At 66.4% G+C, this 21,210-nt stretch carries 15 protein-coding genes and 1 pseudogene; 6 read left to right on the top strand and 10 right to left on the bottom strand.

Annotated elements, in window-relative coordinates:
- The first annotated feature begins 54 nt into the window (after positions 1 to 54).
- Together G6N18_RS19090 and G6N18_RS19085 are read left to right on the top strand one after the other, a co-directional pair.
- A complete protein-coding gene (locus G6N18_RS19090; protein ID WP_083006968.1) occupies positions 55 to 978 on the top strand; it encodes an IclR family transcriptional regulator in 924 nt (307 codons plus the stop codon).
- A gap of 87 nt (positions 979 to 1,065) precedes the next feature.
- Complete coding sequence (locus G6N18_RS19085; protein ID WP_083006970.1) at positions 1,066 to 2,265, top strand: glycosyltransferase; 1,200 nt, start codon at positions 1,066 to 1,068, stop codon at positions 2,263 to 2,265.
- 68 nt (positions 2,266 to 2,333) lie between these two features.
- Here G6N18_RS19085 and G6N18_RS19080 read toward each other — a convergent pair whose 3' ends face one another.
- The 5 genes from G6N18_RS19080 to G6N18_RS19060 form a co-directional block, all read right to left on the bottom strand.
- Complete coding sequence (locus tag G6N18_RS19080; RefSeq protein ID WP_067222468.1) at positions 2,334 to 2,744, bottom strand: heme-binding protein; 411 nt, start codon at positions 2,742 to 2,744, stop codon at positions 2,334 to 2,336.
- Between the two features lie 119 nt (positions 2,745 to 2,863).
- Entirely contained in the window at positions 2,864 to 4,960 is a 2,097-nt protein-coding gene (locus G6N18_RS19075) for a RecQ family ATP-dependent DNA helicase (RefSeq protein WP_083007000.1), read from the bottom strand.
- A 68-nt stretch (positions 4,961 to 5,028) separates the two neighbouring features.
- Positions 5,029 to 6,090 (bottom strand): 4-hydroxy-2-oxovalerate aldolase, encoded by a 1,062-nt coding sequence (gene dmpG / locus G6N18_RS19070; RefSeq protein ID WP_083006973.1) that lies wholly within the window; start codon positions 6,088 to 6,090, stop codon positions 5,029 to 5,031.
- Entirely contained in the window at positions 6,087 to 7,028 is a 942-nt protein-coding gene (locus tag G6N18_RS19065) for an acetaldehyde dehydrogenase (acetylating) (RefSeq protein ID WP_083006976.1), read from the bottom strand. The genes dmpG and G6N18_RS19065 overlap by 4 nt, the downstream gene beginning before the upstream one ends.
- A gap of 14 nt (positions 7,029 to 7,042) precedes the next feature.
- On the bottom strand, positions 7,043 to 7,828 hold the full coding sequence (locus tag G6N18_RS19060; protein ID WP_083006979.1) for a 2-keto-4-pentenoate hydratase: 786 nt from the start codon (positions 7,826 to 7,828) through the stop codon (positions 7,043 to 7,045).
- Between the two features lie 64 nt (positions 7,829 to 7,892).
- On the opposite strand from G6N18_RS19060, the gene kstD reads away from it, so the two are divergent.
- The 3 genes from kstD to G6N18_RS19045 all read left to right on the top strand — a co-directional run bounded on the left by kstD (position 7,893) and on the right by G6N18_RS19045 (position 11,521).
- Positions 7,893 to 9,584, top strand: a complete 1,692-nt coding sequence (kstD, locus tag G6N18_RS19055; RefSeq protein ID WP_179962325.1) for a 3-oxosteroid 1-dehydrogenase — start codon at positions 7,893 to 7,895, stop codon at positions 9,582 to 9,584.
- Positions 9,584 to 10,444, top strand: coding sequence for an enoyl-CoA hydratase ChsH3 (locus G6N18_RS19050; protein WP_083006981.1), 861 nt, complete (start codon positions 9,584 to 9,586; stop codon positions 10,442 to 10,444). Before kstD ends, G6N18_RS19050 begins: the two co-directional genes overlap by 1 nt.
- A gap of 213 nt (positions 10,445 to 10,657) precedes the next feature.
- Positions 10,658 to 11,521: an MPT63 family protein gene (locus G6N18_RS19045; protein WP_083006983.1), complete on the top strand. Its 864-nt coding sequence runs from the start codon at positions 10,658 to 10,660 to the stop codon at positions 11,519 to 11,521.
- A 36-nt stretch (positions 11,522 to 11,557) separates the two neighbouring features.
- Here the strand turns inward: G6N18_RS19045 and G6N18_RS24825 are convergent.
- Together G6N18_RS24825 and G6N18_RS19040 are read right to left on the bottom strand one after the other, a co-directional pair.
- A pseudogene (locus tag G6N18_RS24825) lies at positions 11,558 to 11,746 on the bottom strand (hypothetical protein); the annotation flags it as partial.
- Positions 11,747 to 12,115: 369 nt separating this feature from the next.
- Positions 12,116 to 15,439 (bottom strand): LuxR C-terminal-related transcriptional regulator, encoded by a 3,324-nt coding sequence (locus tag G6N18_RS19040; RefSeq protein WP_083006986.1) that lies wholly within the window; start codon positions 15,437 to 15,439, stop codon positions 12,116 to 12,118.
- Positions 15,440 to 15,574: 135 nt separating this feature from the next.
- Between G6N18_RS19040 and G6N18_RS19035 the strand changes: the two genes are divergently transcribed.
- The gene (locus G6N18_RS19035; RefSeq protein ID WP_083006989.1) at positions 15,575 to 16,813 is read left to right on the top strand and encodes a cytochrome P450; all 1,239 of its coding nucleotides are present in this window, start codon (positions 15,575 to 15,577) and stop codon (positions 16,811 to 16,813) included.
- Positions 16,814 to 16,918: 105 nt separating this feature from the next.
- On the opposite strand, the gene G6N18_RS19030 is transcribed toward G6N18_RS19035, so the two are convergent.
- The 3 genes from G6N18_RS19030 to G6N18_RS19020 form a co-directional block, all read right to left on the bottom strand.
- Complete coding sequence (locus G6N18_RS19030) at positions 16,919 to 17,326, bottom strand: coiled-coil domain-containing protein (RefSeq protein WP_083006992.1); 408 nt, start codon at positions 17,324 to 17,326, stop codon at positions 16,919 to 16,921.
- Positions 17,323 to 19,398, bottom strand: coding sequence for a site-specific integrase (locus G6N18_RS19025; RefSeq protein WP_234806268.1), 2,076 nt, complete (start codon positions 19,396 to 19,398; stop codon positions 17,323 to 17,325). Before G6N18_RS19025 ends, G6N18_RS19030 begins: the two co-directional genes overlap by 4 nt.
- Positions 19,399 to 19,460: 62 nt before the next feature.
- On the bottom strand, positions 19,461 to 21,176 hold the full coding sequence (locus tag G6N18_RS19020) for a hypothetical protein (RefSeq protein WP_234806269.1): 1,716 nt from the start codon (positions 21,174 to 21,176) through the stop codon (positions 19,461 to 19,463).
- Between the last annotated feature and the right edge of the window lie 34 nt (positions 21,177 to 21,210).

Below are 21,210 nucleotides of genomic sequence, written 5' to 3'. Positions count from 1 at the left end.
GTCAATATGCGACCTTGCTGGTACAAATACGGAACGGTCGGTAGCCTTCCGTACATGACTCGCCCCGCCGGCCGCTCGTCGCCGCCGACCGAACGCGTGGTGCGCATTCTGGATTACCTCGCCGGCCACCCCGACCGGCGGTTCGGTGTCTCCGAGTTGGCCCGCCGTCTCGGGCTGAGCAAGCCGACTTGCCTGGGTATCGTCACCACGCTCGCTGATGCGGGCTATCTCGTGCGCGACCCCGGCGACAAGACGTACCGGTTGGGCCCGTCGCTGATCACGCTCGGCCACAAAGCGCAGGAGTCGCTGCGCGTCAGCCCGGCCGCCCGCGAGGAGCTACGGCGGCTGTCGTCCCGCTTCGGGGTCACCGCGGCGCTGTCGGGGGTCATCGACGATCGAATCACGCTGCTCGACCTCGTCGCGCCGCCCGGCGCAAGGCCCGGTGTCGTGGTCGGGCAGAGCTATCCGTTCGCACCGCCGGTCGGGCTGATGTTCGTGCTCTGGGACGACGAGGCGCAGCGCGACTGGTTGGCCAAAGAGCCGACAATCCCGTTGCGCACCGACACCGAGCGGCTGAACCGGGTGATCGCCGAATGCCGCGCGCACGGGTACCTGGTCGAACGGCTGACACCCGGCGGGCGGCGGCTGTACTCGTTGATGGCGGGCATGTCGACCGATCTGCCGGACGAATTGCGCGCGCTGCTCGGCGAACTGGTATCCGACATCGGCGAGCGAGTGTATCTGCGCGCCGGGTCCGCCGGCGCCCGCAGACGACATGACATCAGCGTGATCTCGGCGCCGGTGTACGACCACTACCAACGTCAAGTCATGGTCGCGTCGATGCACATCGGAAAGTCGTTGACTGACAACGAAATAACCGAGCGGGCACGGGAATTGGTGGCGACGGCCGATGCGGTCACCACCCAACTGGGCGGAGTGAAGAGGGGACACACCTCCCCTCCCACTCTCAATCTATAGCGCACACCGGGGCTTGCGGCAAGACCGGGGGTATGCCGCAGAATCGCTGGCCTGTAACGAAAAGGCCGGTGGAGATGGGGGTTTCGAATGCGGGTGTGCCTTTCGACGTGGGGGTCGCGCGGAGACGTCGAGCCGATGGCGGCGCTGGCGGCCCGGTTACGTGAATTCGGGGCGGAGGTCCGCCTGTGCGCGCCGCCGGACTTCGGTGAACTCGCCGCCAGGGCCGGTGTGCCGCTGATCCCGCTGGGCCGCCCGATCCGCGAGTTCCTGCACGGCGACAAGCCGGCGACGCCTGCCGACGCGCCCCAGACGGCGGCCAACCTGATCGACATGCAGTTCGACACGGTGGCCGCCGCCGCCGAAGGCTGTGACGCGGTGGTGGCCAGCGGCCTGATGCCCGCCGGTGTGCGCTCGATCGCCGAGCACCTCGGCATCCGCTACGTGTGCGCCATGTTCCACCCCGGGAGCATTCCGTCCCCGCACCAGACTCCTCTGCGGCGACCCGGCAAGCCGTTCCCGGACGGCGAGACGGACAGCCGGGTGCTGTGGGACATCGACGCCGAGCGCGTCGATGCGTTGTACCGCGACCCGCTGAACCGTCACCGCGCAGCGCGAGGGCTGCCGCCGATACGCAACGTTCGCGACCACGTCTTCACCCACAAGCCGTGGCTGGCCTGCGACCCGACGCTCGCTCCATGGCCTGGGTCGCCGTATTTCGAGGTCATCCAGACCGGCGCCTGGATCCTGCCCGACCCCCGTCCGCTGCCCGACGATCTGGCCGCGTTCCTGGACTCCGGCGCACCACCGGTTTACGTGGGTATGGGCAGCGTGCGGGCGCCCGCCGACATCGCCGGCGTGACGATGGAGGCCGCCCGCGCCCTGGGGTACCGCGTAATCGTCAACCGAAGTTGGGCGGGACTGACACCCCCTGACGCGAGCGACGACTGCTTCACCGTCGATGAGGTCAATCACCAGGCATTGTTTCCCCGCGTCGGCGCGGTGGTGCACCACGGCGGCGCTGGTACCACGACGACGGCGGCAGCGGCAGGCGCGCCGCAGGTCGTCGTGCCTCAGTACGCGGACCAGCCCTACTGGGCGCAGCGGGTGAGGGTGCTCGGCATCGGCGTCGCGCACGACGGTCCGGCGCCGACACGCGACACGATGACGGCCGCGCTGCGCACCGCCCTGTCGCCGCAGGCACGCGCAAGGGCAACCGCGGTCGCACACCAGGTCCGCACCGACGGCGCAACCGTGGCCGCGAAGCGGCTGCTGGATCGGCGGCCCTAGACGCACTCACCGCGCCGACCGAAGCCGGCGCGGTGAGCTACTGATGACGTACAGGTCAATCAACCGATTTAGACGTCAGACAACGCCTCTGAAATCGGCGTCGGCTCCACCTCGATGCCACATTGGCTCGAGATCGCCGCTACCGGCTCGTTGATCGCCTTGAGCTCGGACTCGACCTGCGGATTCTCCGCGAAGTAGGTGCGGAACGCCTCCGTGGTCTGCTCCTGCTGTTGCGTGGCAATCTCCGTCAGCGCCTCGTTGGTCTCGGGGTGCGAGGCGAGGTAGTTGCTGGTGGACGCCGACACCGTGCTCGCGGTGTTGGCGATTGCGCTCACGCTGCAGGTGTTGTCCGGCGCCGGCGCAGGGGCCGGCTGGGCGCTGGCAACCGGTGCGACGATCGCGGCGGAACCGAATGCGAGAAGGCCGCCTGCAAACATGCCGTACAGGCCGCGTCGCACGGTCGTAACGGACATCTTCATCGAATCACTCCTTCAGTCTGCGACCCGGTGGCCGCTCCCGAAGGCGTAACCGCCCTCGGGGGCGAGCTAAACAACCCCAGGCCAGACCCCATGTTCAGCGTGGTCGGACCGTCGGCGTGTCAGCTCACGCCGGCCAGCGTGAACGGCAGCACGGCCGGCGCACCCGCGGCCCTGACCAGGCGCGATGCCATCGTCAGCGTCCAGCCGGTGTCGGCCACGTCGTCCACGAGCAGCACCGGCCCACCGGCCGCGGCGATCAGCGCCGGATCGGGTGCGGTCCACGCATCACACAGCGCGGCGACCCGATAGGCGGAGTTCGCCGCCGACACCGGCCTGCGTCCGGGCGCGTACCGCAGGACGCCGAGGTCGGTCAGTCGGCCGAGGCGGGCCAGTTCTCGCGCCAGTGACGCGATCAACACCGGATGACTGTGTGAATCCAGCGCCATGACCGCGGTCGGACGGTCCTCCCAGTCCCATGCGGCCAACACCTGCACCGCAGCCTGGACCATCTCCCCGGGCACCTCCGAATCCGGGGCGTCGAGCAGGTGTCGCAGGCGGGCTCCCCAGCCGAGGTCGGTCAGCCTGCCGATGGTCCGGCCGCAAGCGGGGCCGTCGCCGATTCGGCCCTTGAGATCGATCCCGAGCCTGCTCAATCCGGACGGCCACTGTTTGCGTGGCGTGAGTTCCACCCCGGGCCGCATGAGCGACGCCCTGGTGCGCTCCTCGGCCGTGGTGTCGACGGTCCCGTCGTAGCGCGGACCCGCGCAGTTGTCGCAGCGGCCGCAACGATCACCGTCGTCGAGGTCGGGATCGTCGAGTTGCGCCCGCAGGAAGGCCATCCGGCAGCGGTCGGTCGCCTGGTAGCCGAGCATCGCCTGCTGTTCCCGCTTGCGCGACTCGTCGAGCTTGCGGTAGCGCGGTTCGTCGTAGGCCCACTCCTGGCCGGTGCCGACCCAGCCGCCCTTGACACGCCGCACCGCACCGTCGACGTCGAGCACCTTCAAAACCATCTCCAACCGGGTCCGATTGAGATCGACAAGCGGTTCCAACGCGGCCGTCGACTGCGGGCGTTCCGCGTCTAGCTCCCTGATCACCTTGCGCACCAACGCTTCCGGTGGGAATGCGACGGACGCAAAGTACCGCCAGACGTCCTGATCTTCTCTGCCGGGCAGCAGGACGACCTCGGCGCTGTCCGTCGACCGCCCGGCGCGGCCGACCTGCTGGTAGTAGGCGATAGGCGAGGACGGCGCGCCGAGATGCACGACGAATCCGAGGTCGGGTTTGTCGAACCCCATGCCGAGCGCCGACGTCGCGATCAGCGCCTTGACGCGGTTTGCCAGCAGGTCCGCCTCGAGTTGTTCGCGTTCGGCTGCCTCGGTGGAACCGGTATAGGCCGCCACCGGATGTCCCTGTTCGCGCAGCAGTGCGGCGACGTCATGTGCCTGCGCAACGGTCAGGGTGTAGACGATGCCGGAGCCGGGCAACGAATCCAGATGTGCGGCAAGCCATGCCGCTCGCTGCGCCGGGTTGCCGGCGTTGACCACCGACAGGCGCAGCGACTCCCGGTCCAGCCCACCGCGAAGCACCAGGGTGCTTCCGGCTTCGGAGCCGCCGACGCCCAACTGCGCCGCGACGTCGTCGACCACCCGGTCGTTGGCGGTCGCGGTGGTCGCGAGCACCGGCACGTCCACGCCGAGGTCGGCGATCAGGGTGCGGATCCGGCGGTAGTCGGGCCGGAAGTCATGACCCCAGTCCGATACGCAGTGCGCCTCGTCGACCACCACCAACCCGGCATCGCGCGCCAGCGCGGGCAACACCGCGTCGCGAAAGTCGGGATTGTTCAACCGTTCCGGGCTGACCAGCAGGACGTCGAGCTCGCCGCGGTGCACCCGGCGGTGGATGTCGTCCCAGTCGGCGACGTTGCTCGAGTTGATGGTCGCGGCGTGCACTCCGGCCCGCTCGGCGGCGGCCACCTGGTTTCGCATGAGCGCCAGCAGCGGCGACACGATCACCGTCGGGCCGTGCCCGTCGGTGCGCAGCAGTTTGGCGGCGATGAAGTAGACCGCGGACTTACCCCAGCCGGTGCGCTGTACGACGAGAGCGCGCCGCCGGTGCACCACCAGCGCTTCGATGGCGGCCCATTGGTCGTCGCGCAGTACGGCGGTCGGACCCGCCAGCTGTTCGAGAAGCGCCTGTGCGGCTTCGCGAGTCCTCACGCGGCCCACCGATTGTGAATCTGGCGACGGAAAATCGCCGAAAACGTCGTCAGATTCACACTCGCCGGTCAGGAACTTGCCGCGGCCGCGTCTTGCTCCCGCTTGATCTCCAGCGCGATGTCGATGAGCTGGTCCTCCTGGCCGCCGATGAGCTTGCGCTGGCCGGCGCGGTGCAGCAGCTTGTGCGCCGGCACGCCGTAGCGCTCGGACTGGCGGATGGCGTGCTTGAGGAAGCTCGAGTACACCCCGGAGTAGCCCATGATCAGCGCGTTGCGATCCAGCAGGCATTCGGCGGGCATCGCGGGCGCGACGACCTCTTCGGCCGCGTCGGCGATATCGAAGAAGTCGATGCCGGTCTTGACGCCGATCTTGTCGAACACCCCGATCAGCGCCTCGACCGGCGCGTTGCCCGCGCCCGCGCCGAAGCGGCGGCACGAGCCGTCGATCTGCTTGGCGCCCGCGCGGACCGCCTCGATCGAGTTGGCCACCCCCAGGCCCAGGTTCTCGTGGCCGTGAAAACCGACCTGCGCGTCGTCGCCCAACTCGTCGACCAGAGCGGCCACCCGGTCGCGCACGCCCTCGAGTACCAGAGCGCCTGCGGAGTCCACGACGTATACACACTGACAGCCCGCGTCGGCCATGATGCGCGCCTGCTTGGCCAGCTTCTCCGGCGGAATGGTGTGGCTCATCATCAGGAAGCCAACCGTCTCGAGGCCGAGTTCGCGGGCCAGGCCGAAGTGCTGGATCGACACATCGGCCTCGGTGCAGTGCGTAGCGATCCGGCAGATCGACCCGCCGTTGTTCTGCGCCTCCTTGATGTCTTCCTTGGTGCCGACACCCGGCAGCATCAGGAAGGCGATCTTGGATTCCTTGGCGGTCTCGGCGGCGAGCTTGATCAGCTCCTGCTCGGGCGTCTTGGAGAACCCGTAGTTGAAGCTGGATCCGCCCAGCCCGTCACCGTGGGTGACCTCGATGACCGGCACTCCGGCGGCGTCCAGTGCCGAGACGATCGCATGCACCTCGTCCTTGGTGAACTGGTGACGTTTGTGGTGGCTGCCGTCGCGCAGCGAGGTGTCCGTCATCCGGACGTCCCAGATCGGGTTGAAGTAAATCTGTTCCGTGACGCTCATGCCTGGCCTCCTGTCGATACGGAGAGGCTCGCCCCAACCTGTTTCCGGGCGATCTCCTCGCCCACCTTGGCCGCCGCTGCGGTCATGATGTCCAGGTTTCCAGCGTAGGGCGGTAGATAGTCCCCCGCACCCTCGACCTCGATGAACGTCGTGACCAGATGGTTGCCACCGTTGACCATCGACGGCTCGTCGAATTGCGGTTCGTTGAGCAACCGGTAGCCGGGCACATACGTCTGCACTTCGGCGACGACATCCTTGATGGACTGCGCGACGGCGTCCTGGTCGGCGTCCTCGGGGATGGCGCAGAAGATGGTGTCACGCATGATCATCGGCGGTTCGGCGGGGTTGAGGATGATGATCGCCTTGCCACGCTGGGCGCCGCCGATGTTCTGCACACCCGCGGCGGTGGTCTTGGTGAACTCGTCGATGTTGGCCCGCGTGCCGGGGCCTGCCGACGCCGACGACACCGATGCCACGATCTCGCCGTAGGGCACCCCACCGATGTCGCGGACCGCGCGCTCCACCGCGTAGACGATCGGGATCGTCGCCTGGCCACCGCACGTGACCATGTTGACGTTCGGCGCGTCGAGATGCTCACGCAAATTGGCCGGCGGGATCACGCCGGGGCCGACCGCGGCCGGGGTGAGGTCGATGGCGCGGATGCCGGCCTCGGCGTACTTGGGGGCGGCGTCGCGATGCACGTAGGCGCTGGTGGCCTCGAAGACCATGTCGGGCTTCTCATCCTGCGCCAGCAGCCAGTCCACGCCCTCGTGAGAGGTTTCCAAGCCGAGCTTGCGGGCGCGGGCCAGGCCTTCGCTCTCCGGGTCGATGCCGATCATCCAGCGCGGCTCGAGCCACTCCGAGCGCAGCAGTTTGTACAGCAGATCGGTGCTGATGTTGCCCGATCCGACGATCGCGACCGAAAGCTTTTCCGGCATATGTAGCTCCTCGATTACTCGAAACTCAGGTGTACCGAGCCCAGCCCGGCGAAATCTGCGACGTACTCGGCGCCGGGTGTGGCGTCGAACGCCTTGGTGCACGATCCCGGCAACACGATGTCGCCCGCCTTGAGGCGGACGCCGAAGCTGTCGACCTTGCGCGCCAGCCAGGCCACCGCGGTCACCGGGTTGCCGAGCACCGCATCGCTGCGGCCCTTCGCCACGACCTCGCCGTTGCGGGTGAGCACGGCGTCGATCGCGGTGATGTCGATGTCCTTGGGTGAGACCCTGGCCTCCCCGAGCACCCAGCCCGCCGACGACGCATTGTCGGCGATGGTGTCGCAGAGCTTGATCTTCCAGTCCTTGATACGGGTGTCGATCAGCTCGATCGCGGGCGCGAACGCGGCGGTCGCGGCGAGTACATCGTCCTCGGTGCAACCGGCGCCGGGAAGGTCGTCGGCGAGGACGAAGCCCACCTCCACCTCGACGCGGGGATAGAGGTAGTCCGCGGATTTGACGGGTCTGTCCTCGAAGACGGCCATCTCGTCGAGCAGGTGGCCGTAGTCGGGTTCGTCGACGTTCATCATCTGCTGCATGGCCTTGGACGACAGCCCGACCTTGTGACCGATGACCTTGGCGCCCTCGGCCACGCGTTGGCGGATGTTGATCAGCTGAATCTCGTAGGCATCGACAACGTCGATGTCCGGATGCCCATCGGTCAACGGTGCGATCGGAACCCGGCTGCGCTCGGCCTGCGCGAGGTCGGCGGCGAGCTCCTGACGCACCTGGTCACTGAGCATTCTTATGAAGTCCCCTTGTTCTGTTGACCGGCGCGGTTGTGGGTCGGCCGCGCAATTCTATAACGTGTTCTACATGACTGGTCAGGAGTATGACGTCGTCGTGGTGGGCAGCGGCGCCGCCGGCATGGTCGCCGCCCTTACCGCGGCCCACCAGGGACTTTCCACAGTAGTCGTCGAAAAGGCTCCGCACTACGGCGGTTCCACTGCGCGGTCAGGTGGCGGCGTATGGATCCCGAACAACGAGATACTCAGGCGCGACGGGGTCAAGGACACGGCTGAGGCCGCCCGCACCTACCTGCACAACATCATCGGCGACGTCGTGCCCGCAGAGAAGATCGACACCTATCTCGACCGCGGTCCGGAGATGCTGTCTTTCGTGCTCGAGCACTCGCCTCTGAAGCTGTGCTGGGTGCCGGGCTACTCCGACTACTACCCCGAGACACCGGGCGGCAAGCCGACGGGCCGCTCGGTCGAGCCCAAGCCGTTCGACGCGAAGAAGCTCGGCCCCGACCTGCCGGGCCTGGAGCCGCCGTACGGCAAGGTCCCGCTCAACGTGGTCGTCATGCAGCAGGACTACGTTCGGCTCAACCAGCTCAAGCGTCACCCCCGCGGAGTGCTGCGCAGTCTCAAGGTCGGTGCGCGCACTATGTGGGCCAAGGCCACCGGCAAGAACCTCGTCGGCATGGGTCGCGCGCTGATCGCGCCGTTGCGCATCGGCCTGCGCGACGCGGGCGTGCCGGTGCGGCTGAACACCGCGCTGACCGACCTCTACATCGAAGACGGTGCCGTGCGGGGCATCTACGTCCGCGATACCAGCGCACCGGAAACCGCTGAGCCCGAACTGATCCGGGCGCGCCGCGGCGTGATCCTCGGCTCGGGTGGCTTCGAGCACAACGAGCAGATGCGGGTGAAGTACCAGCGCGCCCCGATCACCACCGAATGGACGGTCGGCGCCAAGGCCAACACCGGTGACGGCATCATCGCCGCCGAGAAGCTGGGCGCCGCGCTCGACATCATGGAGGACGCGTGGTGGGGCCCGACCGTTCCGCTGGTGGGCGCGCCGTGGTTCGCGCTGTCGGAACGCAATTCGCCGGGTTCGATCATCGTCAACATGGCGGGCAAGCGGTTCATGAACGAGTCGATGCCCTATGTCGAGGCCTGCCACCACATGTACGGCGGCCAGTACGGGCAGGGCCCGGGACCCGGCGAGAACATTCCGGCCTGGCTGGTGTTCGACCAGCAGTACCGGGACCGCTATATCTTCGCTGGACTCCAACCGGGACAACGGATTCCGAAGAAATGGCTGGAGTCGGGTGTGATCGTCACGGCGAACACGCTCGAGGAGCTGGCGGAGAAGACCGGTCTGCCCGGGGAGGCTTTCACCGAGACGGTCGAGCGCTTCAACGGGTTCGCCCGCTCCGGCGTCGACGAGGACTTCCGCCGCGGCGAAAGTGCTTATGACCGCTACTACGGCGATCCGACCAACAAGCCCAACCCGAACCTCGGCGAGATCAGCCATCCGCCCTACTACGCGGCCAAGATGGTGCCCGGTGATCTGGGCACCAAGGGCGGCGTGGTCACCGACGTGCACGGCCGCGCGCTCCGCGACGACGGGTCCGTGATCGAAGGGCTCTATGCTGCAGGCAACGTCAGCGCGCCGGTGATGGGCCACACCTACCCCGGCCCGGGCGGCACCATCGGTCCGGCGATGGCGTTCGGATACCTTGCCGCACTACACATAGCGGGGAAGAACTGATGCCCATCAATCTCGACGAGGCGCTCGGCGCGGAGCTTCCCGCCGCCGAGTTCTCATGGACGAGCAGCGACATCCAGCTCTACCACCTCGGGCTAGGGGCCGGCGCCGATCCGATGGACAAGCGTGAGCTTCGCTATCTGACCGACGAAACCCCGCAGGTACTGCCGACATTCGGCAACGTCGCGCAGAGCTTCCACATGACCGATCCGCCGACGGTTAAGTTTCCCGGCATCGACATCGAGCTCTCGAAGGTCCTGCACGCCAGCGAGGCGGTGTCAGTGCCGGGGCCGATCCCACCGGCCGGCACCGGTATCGCAGTCACGCGCTTCACCGACATCTGGGACAAGGGCAAGGCGGCGGTGATCTGGTCGGAGACCACGGTGACCGCGCCCGACGGCACGCCGTTGTGGACCCAAAAGCGCTCGATCTTCGCCCGCGGTGAGGGTGGCTTCGGCGGCGAGCGTGGACCGTCTGGGTCTTCGGAGCCGCCGCCGCGTGCGCCCGACTTCGAACTCTCGATCCCGGTGTCACCGCAACAGGCGCTGCTCTACCGGATGTGCGGCGACCGCAACCCGCTGCACTCGGACCCCGACTTCGCAGCAGCCGCCGGCTTCCCGCGGCCGATCCTGCACGGCTTGTGCACTTACGGCATGACGTGCAAGGCGATGGTGGACGCCTTGCTCGACGGAGACACCGCCAGGGTCGCAAGTTATGGCGCCCGGTTCGCCGGTGTGGTGTTCCCGGGCGAGACGCTCAAGGCCAGCGTCTGGAAGAACGGCGACGGGTTCGTCGCGACGGTGACCGCACCCGAGCGTGACGACGCGGTGGCGCTCGCCGGCGTCGAGTTGACTCCCGCATGATTCGCGCATCCACTGCCGGGTTTGCCCTGGCCGACGAAACCATCTGAAACACAACGCCAACCGCGTCGCACGCCCGAAAAGGTCGTTGCCGCATCATGACTCGCTGCGCCCTAATGTCAACGGCGTCAGTCGATCCGGAATCCACAATCGCCGAGTGACCTGATAGTTTCGTTCCGTGACCATCCCAATTGTCGGACGAGTCAGGAGCACATCATGAAGATCACGAAGATCACCAGCGTGTTGGCAGCAGCCGCGACCGCCGGCTTCATCGGGGCGCCGCTGGCCTCCGCAGAAGCCGAAGCCAACCAGAGCGGAACCACCGTCCAGACCCAGACGCTCGGAAGCCAGGGCAAGCTGGTCGACGGCGCAGTCATCCAGGGCTGGACCATCACCGACCTGAAGCCGAGCAGCGACGCGATCCCGTATCCGGTGACCGGAAAGCTGTGGGAAGCCACCGCAACCGATCAGGCGATCCAGGGGTCCGCGACGCCGATCGTGTCGAATCTCAACGCGAGGGCCGCCGACGGTCAGACCTACCGCGCGCTGTTCGGCGTCGCCACGCCGCAGGGCGTGAACCCGTCGACGCTCGCCCCGGGGCAGCAGACGTCGGGCAAGGTCTACTTCGACGTCACCGGTGCCGCTCCCGACAGCGTCGTGTACAACGCCGGCGGCCAGGACCGGCTGGTGTGGACCGAGCCGCCCGCCTCCGATTCGAGCAGTTCATCGCCGTCGACCTCCTACGACGCGGAAAGCGAGCCGGCGACGGCAGCACCTGCCGAGGCTGAGGCGCCTGCCGCGCAGGCTCCCGAGGGCACGACCGCCGCTCCCGCCGCTTCGGGCGCCGAGGTGCCCGAGGGCAGTCAGGGCACCCCGGTTCCGGAGGGCAGCGAGGGCACCCCGATCGCACCCGAAGGCGCTGCGACCCCGCATGGCACGCCCGTCCAGCCCGCCGAGGCTGCTCCCGCTCCGGCGGGCACCGAGGGCGTGCCGCAGCCTGCGGGAAGCCATGGCACGCCGCTGCCCGCCGGTGACCAGGTGCAGACTCCAAACACGTACATCCCGGCGCCTACTCCCTGACGGACCATCAGGTAGTACGTCAACCGGTCAGCGTCGTCACGAGTGCGATGACCACCACGCGTACAGCTGTGGGAAGGTCGGGCCGCCAGGCCCCGCTCGGACGGCGCTGACCGTCATCTTGGCCTCGTCGGTCCAGACGACGGTCGGTTGACCGGTCTGCAGGCCGCAGAACAGAATTCCGCTGATCCTGTCCGGAGTCGCGTTGCGCCGCCACGGCCCCGGCGTTCACTCGCCCAACCGACAGGTGTCGAAAATGTCTCGATTGGAGTGGGCTACCGCCCGGAGAGTCCAGCTCGGTCGAGGGGACCCTCGGCGCGGCGCGACCCCGCTTCAATGACCCAGGTCCAGCAGATCAAGGTCGAACCCAAGCTGATTCACCGACAGCCCATTTAGATCCCTGACGATGCGGCACTCACCACGACGTGCTCGGGGGATGCTGGTCCGGATCCCCGACAACTGGGGCCGGTTCTCATCGTCGGTGACATCTGGGACACCCTTGACGTGCGCTTTCGATGCCGTCTCACGGTGATGCCGAGTTGGTTTGTCTCACGGCGGCGCTGCATTTCCTAGCTCTGTAGGCGAATGCGCGCATGTTCAGGTATGTCGGGCCGCCTCTTGCGCCAACTGCACCCGCGACGTCAAGCCCAGCTTGGTGTAGACGTGCGTCAGATGCGTCTGCACCGTCCGCGGTGACACGAAAAGCCTTGTGGCGACGTCCTTGTTGGCAAGCCCCTCGCCGACCAGCCGTACGACGTCGAGTTCAGTCGGCGTCAAAGACGCCCAACCACTGCTCGGCCGCTTGCGTTCACCACGACCACGCTGAGCGTAGGCAATCGCCTCCTCGGTGGACAAAGCGGCACCCTCGGCCCAACACACCTCGAAGTCGTCCTGCCCCAGGACATCTCGAAGCGCCACCGCCGTGTTCTCGAAGTCGGCATCGTAGGCCTTGAACCGGAGCAACCGACCACGTTCGCGCATCGCGTTCGCCGCGCCGAGCAGTCGTACCGCCTCGTGTTGACTCTCGGCTTCTCCTGCCAAACGGGCCAAGCACTCCAGTGTGTCTGCGACGCCCAGGTACGCCCGCAGATCTGCCGCACAGGCAAGGGCGGCGTAGGCGTCGCGTTCAGCCTGTTCCGACTCGCCCTGTGCCAGCGCAACCCGGGCCCGGGTCCTGAGCGCTGACGCGAGATACCAGCCTTTCGTCATTGATATCGCTTCATCGGCGAAGCGGCGCGCGGCCGTCAGATCGCCGCGGGCCAGCGCCGTCTCAGCGCGTAGGTACAGGACGGTTCCCGCGGCATTGGGTTGGATGCTCAACAGATTCGACGCGGTCTCGGATGCCTCCGCGCAGGCGTCGAGGTCTCCGGCGGCAAGGTGCACGAGTCCCAATCCTCCGTAGGCAAAGCCGGGGTAGAACCCGGTGAGCTCCTTGGCGGCCTCGAGGGCGGCTTCGGCCGCGGCGCGGGCATGCCCTACGTCTCCACCATTGGCGAATACATAAGTCTGGCCGAACAGGCTGGTGAACCGCCAAACCAGATCGTTCACTGCTTCAACCTCGGCGAATACCTCGTCGAATCGCGCAGTGGCATCCGCGAGGTTGGCGCTCATCACGTCTGCCCACCCCAACCAGCTGCGACTGGTGCGCGAGCCGAAGTGGTTGCCAGACGCGGCGGCGACACGTCGACCCTCATCTGCGGCCGTGCGCGCCGCGATCGGATCTCCCGCCATGATGGCCGCATATGCGCGCCACCCGAGAAGGTGAATGAGCCGCCAGCTGTCGTCGATCTCGCGGGCCAGCTCGACCGCCTCGGCGAAGTATGGCTCGGAAAGTTCGTCGTCGTAACCGACAGCCATGCCACGCGCGGTCAGTGCCCGGGCCAGCAGGGCACGGTCCCCGACGTCCCGCGCGATCCCCAGCGCTTCCTCAGCCCGATCGAGGCTTGCCGGGAGGCCGGACCACGCGTCGAGTGCGACCCTGTCTGCGAGCGCACGAGCGTATACGGCGGGCGCAATCTTCCGTTCGTCCGCCGTTCGGTCGTTCAGTGTGGTGTCCAGCCAGGCGCACCCCTCGCCGTTGCGACCCCGCGCGAGCCACAACGGGAATAGCGAGCAGGCGAGCTGCAAAGCGAGTTCGGTATCACCGCACTCGCGGCTCCACGCGAAAGCCGCACGGATGTTGTCGAACTCGATTTCGGCCTGCTCCAGGCGTGCCTCATGCCCTTCGTCGCCCGGGGCGTCGACCCCGATGGCCAGCCCGAGATAGTGGTCGCGGTGCAGCGCGCGAACGGCGTCCGCCTGGGCCGACTCGGCCAGCTTCTCCTGTGCGTACTGCCGAACCGTCTCCAGCAAGCGGTATCGTGTGCGGCCGCCACTCTCCTCGGCCACCACGAGCGATTTGTCGACCAGCAAGGTGAGCAGGTCGAGCACCTGGTAGCGCTCCACATCGCCGTCACCGGAGATCGCCCGGGCAGCTTCGAGATCGAACCCGCCGAGGAACACCGCGAGTTGCCGGAACACCACGCGCTCGGGTTCGGTCAGCAGCGCGTGCGACCAGTCCACCGACGCCCGCAGCGTCTGCTGCCGACGCACCGTGGTCCGCGATCCTCCGGTCAACAACCGGAATCGATCGTGCAGGCTGTCGACGATCTCCTGCAACGACAGCGCGCGCACCCGCGCCGCGGCGAGCTCGATCGCGAGCGGCATGCCGTCGAGCCGCCGGCAGATCTCGGTCACCGATGCCACGTTGTCATCGGTGAGATGGAATTCCGCGCGGACCAGCCGGGCACGGTCGGCGAACAAGTGGACCGCCTCGTCGGCGATCGCCAGCGATGGCACCCGCAGGGTGACCTCGCCCGCGACACCTATGGGCTCGCGGCTGGTGGTGAGCAAGGTCAGGGCCGGACAGACCTTCAGTAGGTCGACGGCGAGCTCGGCGGTCACGTCCAACAGGTGTTCGCAGTTGTCCAACACGACGAGCATCTGATGCTCGCCGACGAATCGGACGATCGTGTCCATCGTCGAGCGGTTCGGCTGATCGGGCAGGCCCAGGCCGCGGGCCACCGCGACCACGACCACGTCCGGGTTGGTGATCGGCGCCAAGTCGACGTACCACGCACCGTCGGCGAACTCGCTCGCGATCACACCCGCGATCTGGATGGCCAAACGCGTCTTTCCCGCGCCGCCCGCACCGTTGAGGGTCACCAGCCGGTTGTCGCCAAGGACGCTGCGCGCCTCGTCGATCTGCGCCGCACGTCCGACGAAGCTCGTGAGTTGGGCCGGAAAGCGCTGCACCACAGCTGCTTTCGCTACCCGCAGCGGCGGGAACTCATTGGGAATGTCCGGATGACACAGTTGCACAACCCGTTCCGGGCGCGGCAGGTCTCGTAACGTGTGCGTGCCAAGGTCGGTGAGCCACGCATCGACCGGGAGATGGTCGAGCACCATCGACTCCGTCGCACCCGACAACACCGTCTGCCCACCATGGGCCAAGTCGCGCAGCCGCGCGGTGCGATTGATGGTCGGGCCGATGTAGTTGCCCTCGTCGCGCAACTGAATCTCGCCCGTGTTGACGCCGATCCGCATCCGGATCGGCGCCAACGGCGCCCGCTGCAACGCCAACGCACATGCCACCGCATCGCTGGCACGGGCGAACGCCAACACGAAGCTGTCGCCCTCGCCCTGTTCGACCGGCCGCACACCGTTATGCATGGAAGTGAGGTCGGCTAGCGTCCGATCGAGCATCGCGATCGCCACGCGCATCTCCTCGGGCTGGGTCTCCCACAACCGCGTCGAGCCTTCGACGTCGGCGAGAAGCAGCGTCACCGTTCCGGTCGGAAGTAGCCCGCTCATGCCCAGGTCGCTCCAGTTCAACGGTGGCGGATCCGCCTGTGGATCAATCTCGCTCATGCTAGCCAGCATGCGGCGGGCGCGAGCCGCAATACATCGGCGGATCCGCGTATCTACGACCCCGGCCCCGCGTATCTACGCGATCTGACCGATGGTCTAGCGCCGGCGACATCGGATAGTCGACTCATTCCGACCCGAGAGGCCACCATGACCATCGACACCACCCGCTCAACTTTCCCCAGCGTCTTCGACGCCGAGTTGCCGTCCCTGACCTATGACGACACCCCGAAACCCGAGGACGCGCACCGGCGGATTCGGCAGGCACGGCAGCAGGCGCCGATCGCGCTGGGACCACACGGACCCGAATTGCTGACCTACGACTTGGTCCGCACCGTCCTGCGCGATTCCCGCTTCGCCATGCCCCAAGGGCTCGGTCTGGAGGCACAAGGCATTACCTCCGGTCCGCTGTGGGACAAGACAATCACCGGCATCTTGAGCCTCGACGGCGCCGAGCACCACCGGCTGCGCCGCCTCGTGTCCAAGGCCTTCACACCCCGCGCGGTCGGGCGGCTCGGCACCACCATCGTCGAGGTCATCACCGAGCTGATCGAACCTTTGACCACCGCCGGGCGCTGCGACGTCGTCACCGACATCGCCCAGCAATACCCGATTCCGATCATCTGCGCGCTGCTGGGCGCACCCCCGGAGGACTGGCAACTGTTCTCGCGCTGGACCGACGACATCTTCAAGATCTTCAGCTGGAACGTCGCCAACGACGCGCCCGTCATCCTGCGAGCCTGGGAACAACTCGACGCCTACATCGACGACATGGTCGCCCAGCGGCGCCACACCCCCACCGACGACCTGATCTCCGCACTGATCCGCGCCGAAGACGACGGTGACCGACTCACCCACGCCGAGCTGATCACGCTCGCATCAACCCTGCTGGCCGCCGGCACCGACACCACCCGCAATCAACTCGCCGCCACGGTGCAGGTCCTCTGTGACCATCCCGACCAATGGGCATTGTTGGCTCAACATCCCGGGCTCGCACCGCAGGCGATCGAGGAAGCCATGCGCCATTCTCCGGTCGTCTGCATGACCATGCGCAAAGCCACCGAGGACGTCGCGCTCGGCGGTGTCGTCATCCCGGCCGGCACCCTCGTCATGGCGAATATGGCCGCCGCCAACCGCGACCCCGGTGTCTATCCCGATCCCGACCGCTTCGACATCACCCGCGACGGCCCAGCAGCCATGCAGACTTTCGGCGGCGGCGTGCACTACTGCCTCGGTACCCACCTCGCAAGACTCGAACTCGCCGAAGCCTTAACTGTCATCACCCGACGAATGCCGAACCCCCGTTGCACCGGCCCCGCCCCCTGGAAGCCGCTCACCGGGATGAGCGGCCCGACCACCCTGCCCATCAACTTCGACACTGGCTACTGATTTGAATGCTGCAGCCAATTCGGTGCGCCGCTAAACTCATCCCGTTGTCACAAATGACACCCATATGAAAAGACAAATGAGAATATGACATCGCCGGGCGGACAGTCACCGCCCCCGGTATTTGCGTGGCATCGAAACAACGACGTTGGCTCCGGCGGTTTCGTGCGTGATTTCGGTGATCACCGCTGAGAGCGTTCTGATCTTGCTTCGCAGGTGAGCATTTTCGGTAGCCAGTTCCTGGTTGTGATCACGGGCCTGTGCAAGTTGTCGTTGCAGAGCCTCGACATTCGGGGTGGCGGGTCCGCACCCGACCGTCGCCTTGAACTCGTTGAGCAGGTCGCAGTAATGTTCGTAGAGTCTCTGCCGTGGTATTCCCGATTCGTCAGCCAAGGCCACCACAGTGCGCGCGCCGTTGCTCTGCTCGGCTTTGTTGTCTCGGAGGCGGTTGATAGCGGCCCGAACCCGCTGGCGTTCCTCATCGTTGCGTGCGGCGGCATCGCCCATGAGGGTCATTCGTCTTCCTCGCTCTGTTGTGGGACTGTCATCGGCCGGCTGGAATCGTGTTCTGCGAGGGCCTTTCGGTGCTCGATCAGGCGAACCTGAATTCGCTGCCGCAGCGGTTCGGGGAGTTCGAGTGTCGCCAAGTCGCGTTGGAGCGCTGTGACATGCTGGCGAAGGTTGGCGGCGTCGCGGTCGGTACGTGCGGCGTTGACGCAGCCCAGACGGCATCGACTCCAGAAGGGTTCAGCGGAGCTGTCGGCAGGTTCCAGGCAGGCTGCGGTGGCGCGCCGGAACACGCACGTCACGACCGCGCCGTGGTGGATCTGCAAGTCGGGGTTCGATAATGCGCTCTTGATCTGACTCTTGGTGGTCACTGTCAAACCCGCGAATGTGCTTGCCCTGGCAATACGGGCCCGGTACTCATCGGCAGCCGGACCGGAGACGTGCTCGCCGCGCTCGAGTCGTTGGGAATCGTCGTGGATGATCTCAGCACGGTGGAGAAATTGTTCGAAGGTGATGTCGTCGAGGAATCCTGCATCAGCTCCGCCGGCATAACCTTGGATCATTTGTGTGTGCAGGTGGCCGTATTGCGTTGCGCCGGCGATCGTTCCGCCGGGCCGCCGCACGATGTGCCAGGCCAGTGTGCGTCGCAGGCGCGGTACTTGGATTGTGCCGTGCGGATCGGCGCCGATCAGCGGATGGCTGACTACTGGAGCGACCTCGCGATTGAACCATTCAATGAAGCTGGTGATGTCGGCGTTGATGGAGCCAGGTGTTCTGGTCCGGGTAGCGCCTAAGAGAAATTGGTCCTTGGAGAACAGCTCGAACGCCGGAAACAGCAGATCGCTCACCGTGATCTGCTCGAGAACGCTGACGGCATGCGCTGTTTCGTCGGTCACGACCCACGGGATCGTGGCGGGCGATCGGTCCCGGTGCTGCTCACCGGCCTTCAACTGGTGGCCGGACATGAGTGTCAACGCCAGCTTCGAGTCCCGGCTGATGCAGCCGCGTCGTAGGTTGAGTGCCTCGCCGGTCCGGACACCCGAAAGGTAGGCGATCACGAGGAAACAGGCAGTCGTGACGTGGCGAAGCAGTTCGACGAGTTCATTCGCACCGACGGGGGCTTCACGCCAGCAGTACATGCCGGTGGCAGTGAATGTGGTGGCGCGCAACATGTCAACTTCGATCGGCAATCCATACTTGGCTATCAGGACCGAAGTCTCTTTCATTCGTTTCAGTTCGCTGTGGCTGAGCCATCCACCCACGGCCAACCCCATCAGGTCGACACTGGTCGTGTCGCCCGTCCGGATACCCGGAAGTGAGGCGTCGTTGCGGCCCAGTGCCGCAAGCAGGCATTCGAGTTGGGCCTTGGTGGTGTCGAACACCGACACCGTACGAGTGGGAGCTCGGCGAATGGCGGGTGCGATGTGATGGGCCAGATACCGCATCGCGTGAAGGTTGCGCGCCGCGGGAAGTAGATCGGCCGCGACCGTGTGGGTGATCACCAGCGCCGCCGAGAGCAGCGGCTCCATGACATCGGGATGAATGCGAGGGGTCGTGTTCGGCTTGCCCCAGGATGACTCGTAGTTGGCGAGCCCCCGCGCACTCGCACCGCCCCACAACGGACCTGCGGGGAGCCGGCAATGCGGGGGCAGGGCATCCCGGTACACGTGCAGACGCTTGATGGCCTGTAACGCCGAGCGTTTGGATTGGGCGCTGACACCGATGGTCTCGGTGACATGGCGCAGATAGTCATCGAGGTGTTCGGCGCTGACCTGGCCAAACGATGTGACACCCCGCTCCACCAGCCACGTCGTGAACCTCCGCAACGGCACCAGCTCGCCCAAGATCGTCTTGATGTGTGGATAGAGCGATCGGGCACTGTCAAGGCGGGGTGCGTCGTCGACGATGTTGAGCAGGGCGAACAGGTAGAGCTTGCAGGCGTGACGAAATGGCATTGGGAACCCCTCCCAGTGCACGGCTTGTCCTGCACTGTGCCGGTCTTCGATCGCCGCGGACAAATCCCACACCGGGTCGCCGAATCGGCATCGGGTCGCGTCGATGTGAAGCGTCCGGTTGACCAAGACCGCTGTTTCGGGGGCGACTTGGACACCTGCCACGACGTCGAGCGCTTCAGCTGTGTACGTCATGATGCTTCGAGGTTTCCTGTCAGCAGAAGGTTCACCGTCTGGTGATGGCTGTCGGTGATTTCGGCTCGCGCGGCGCTGAGCTGGGCCTGCTCGTACTCGGCGAAGATGTCGTCCAGTTGTGCGAGAGGACCCGCGTGATCGGCGATCCACTGCCCGATGGGCATCTCTTGGCGCAGGCCGCGAAGCCGGTCGGCAACGACGAGTTGAACTGGTAGGTGGCGCGGGAAGGCGCGGGCGTTGCTGCAGTCAAGGCATGCCATGAACGACTGGCGGCACCGTTTGCCGTCGATCGGCGAGTGCTCGAAATCGGCGCACGTACCCAGCACGGCGTCCTGGCCGGATCCGTTGTCGTGGGTGTCCGGTTGCACCGTCATCGAGCGTCGGGCCAGTGCTCGTGCGACCTGCTCATCGAGGGCCTCGGCGACGATCTGGAATCCCTCGTTCCTGACGGGATCCATGCGACTCAGATAGCGGGCCAACGTGGCCGGGGTGTGGGATGTGGGTTTTCGGACCTGCTCGAGGTAGGTCTTGCGCAGCCGATCCATACTGATCCCGAGGAGCAGGCCGTCACGCTCGGCATCACCGGTCAGCCACGGCGCTATCCACCGCCGTCGCGCATTCACTCCGGAGGCTGTGCTGCTGATTCCGTATCCGAAGAGTTTCTGTTCGACATTGTCGGGCTGGGCGCTGTAATAGATGAATGCGTGCTGGGACCCGGTCAGCGCACGGGCCGGTTCGGTCAGTTCCAGCAGCAACATGAAGACCCCGTACGCGGTAGTCAGCGATGTGTTGACCACTGCGGCGCGCCGATTCTCCCCACCAAGCGGCCGCAGTTCGGGGCGCAGCGCGGTCACCGGCACCGTCATGGCCGACCGTTTCCCACGGCGGGGCTTGTCGGCGCTGACGAACACGATGCCGGGTTCATCTGGGCTGCTGGCTCGTCGGTGCGGCGCGGGCAGCGAGTCCAGCGTCGACAGGTTCAGGCCGGTCAGTCCGGCGAGGAGAACACCAAATGCCCACACTTCTCCCGGGCTCACATGCAGCAACGACTGAAGTCGACATCCACCGGCCGCGGCCACCGCCCGCCGCGTCACGTACGCCCTTGCACCCGAGGCGGTGCGAGGGAAATCTCCCTCCCGCGCGCAGTGATCGAGTACTTCGGCCAGACTGCGAATGGGGTCTGCACGGGGGAGGTGATCGAACCGTCCCGCACGATAGTCGGCGACCATCGCCCAATGAGTCCGCAATCGGGCACGTGCCCGGCGGACTGTTCCCCGTGCCACGACACTGATTTGGCGAATCTCGTCGGCAGAGTACGGTTGTCTCGCCTTCGCGTTCTTCTGGTGACGCACGCGCGCGAACGCCTGACTTGCCTCGTCTGAGACGACGGGACTACAGCGCAGCAGCGTCTTGAGGCTCGCCGCCGGGCCAGGGCCGCTGGGTACCCGACACGATAGGGCGAGCAGCCGGGCATCCGGGGCTGATAAATCTGCCAGTCTCCTTATTTCTGGCCGGTTCTCGGCGAGCCAGCAGCAGGCATGCCGGGCAGACTGCCACAGCGCGCCCGCACCCCTCAATCGCTTGGATACGCCCAGCACACCAGTGGCATCCTCGAACGCGATCGCGAAATCGTGGCGGATTCCGTCAGTGCCCGGCAGAGAACCGAAGTCGAAGTCCTTTGACTGAGTGCCATCCTCGCTGACGAACGTCACGATCAGCCCGCGTCGCCGCAATACCGGTCGCCAC

The sequence above is a fragment of the Mycolicibacterium celeriflavum genome (genome assembly GCF_010731795.1).
Classification (GTDB): Bacteria; Actinomycetota; Actinomycetes; order Mycobacteriales; family Mycobacteriaceae; genus Mycobacterium; species Mycobacterium celeriflavum.
This window is presented reverse-complemented; position numbering and strand designations above follow the sequence as displayed.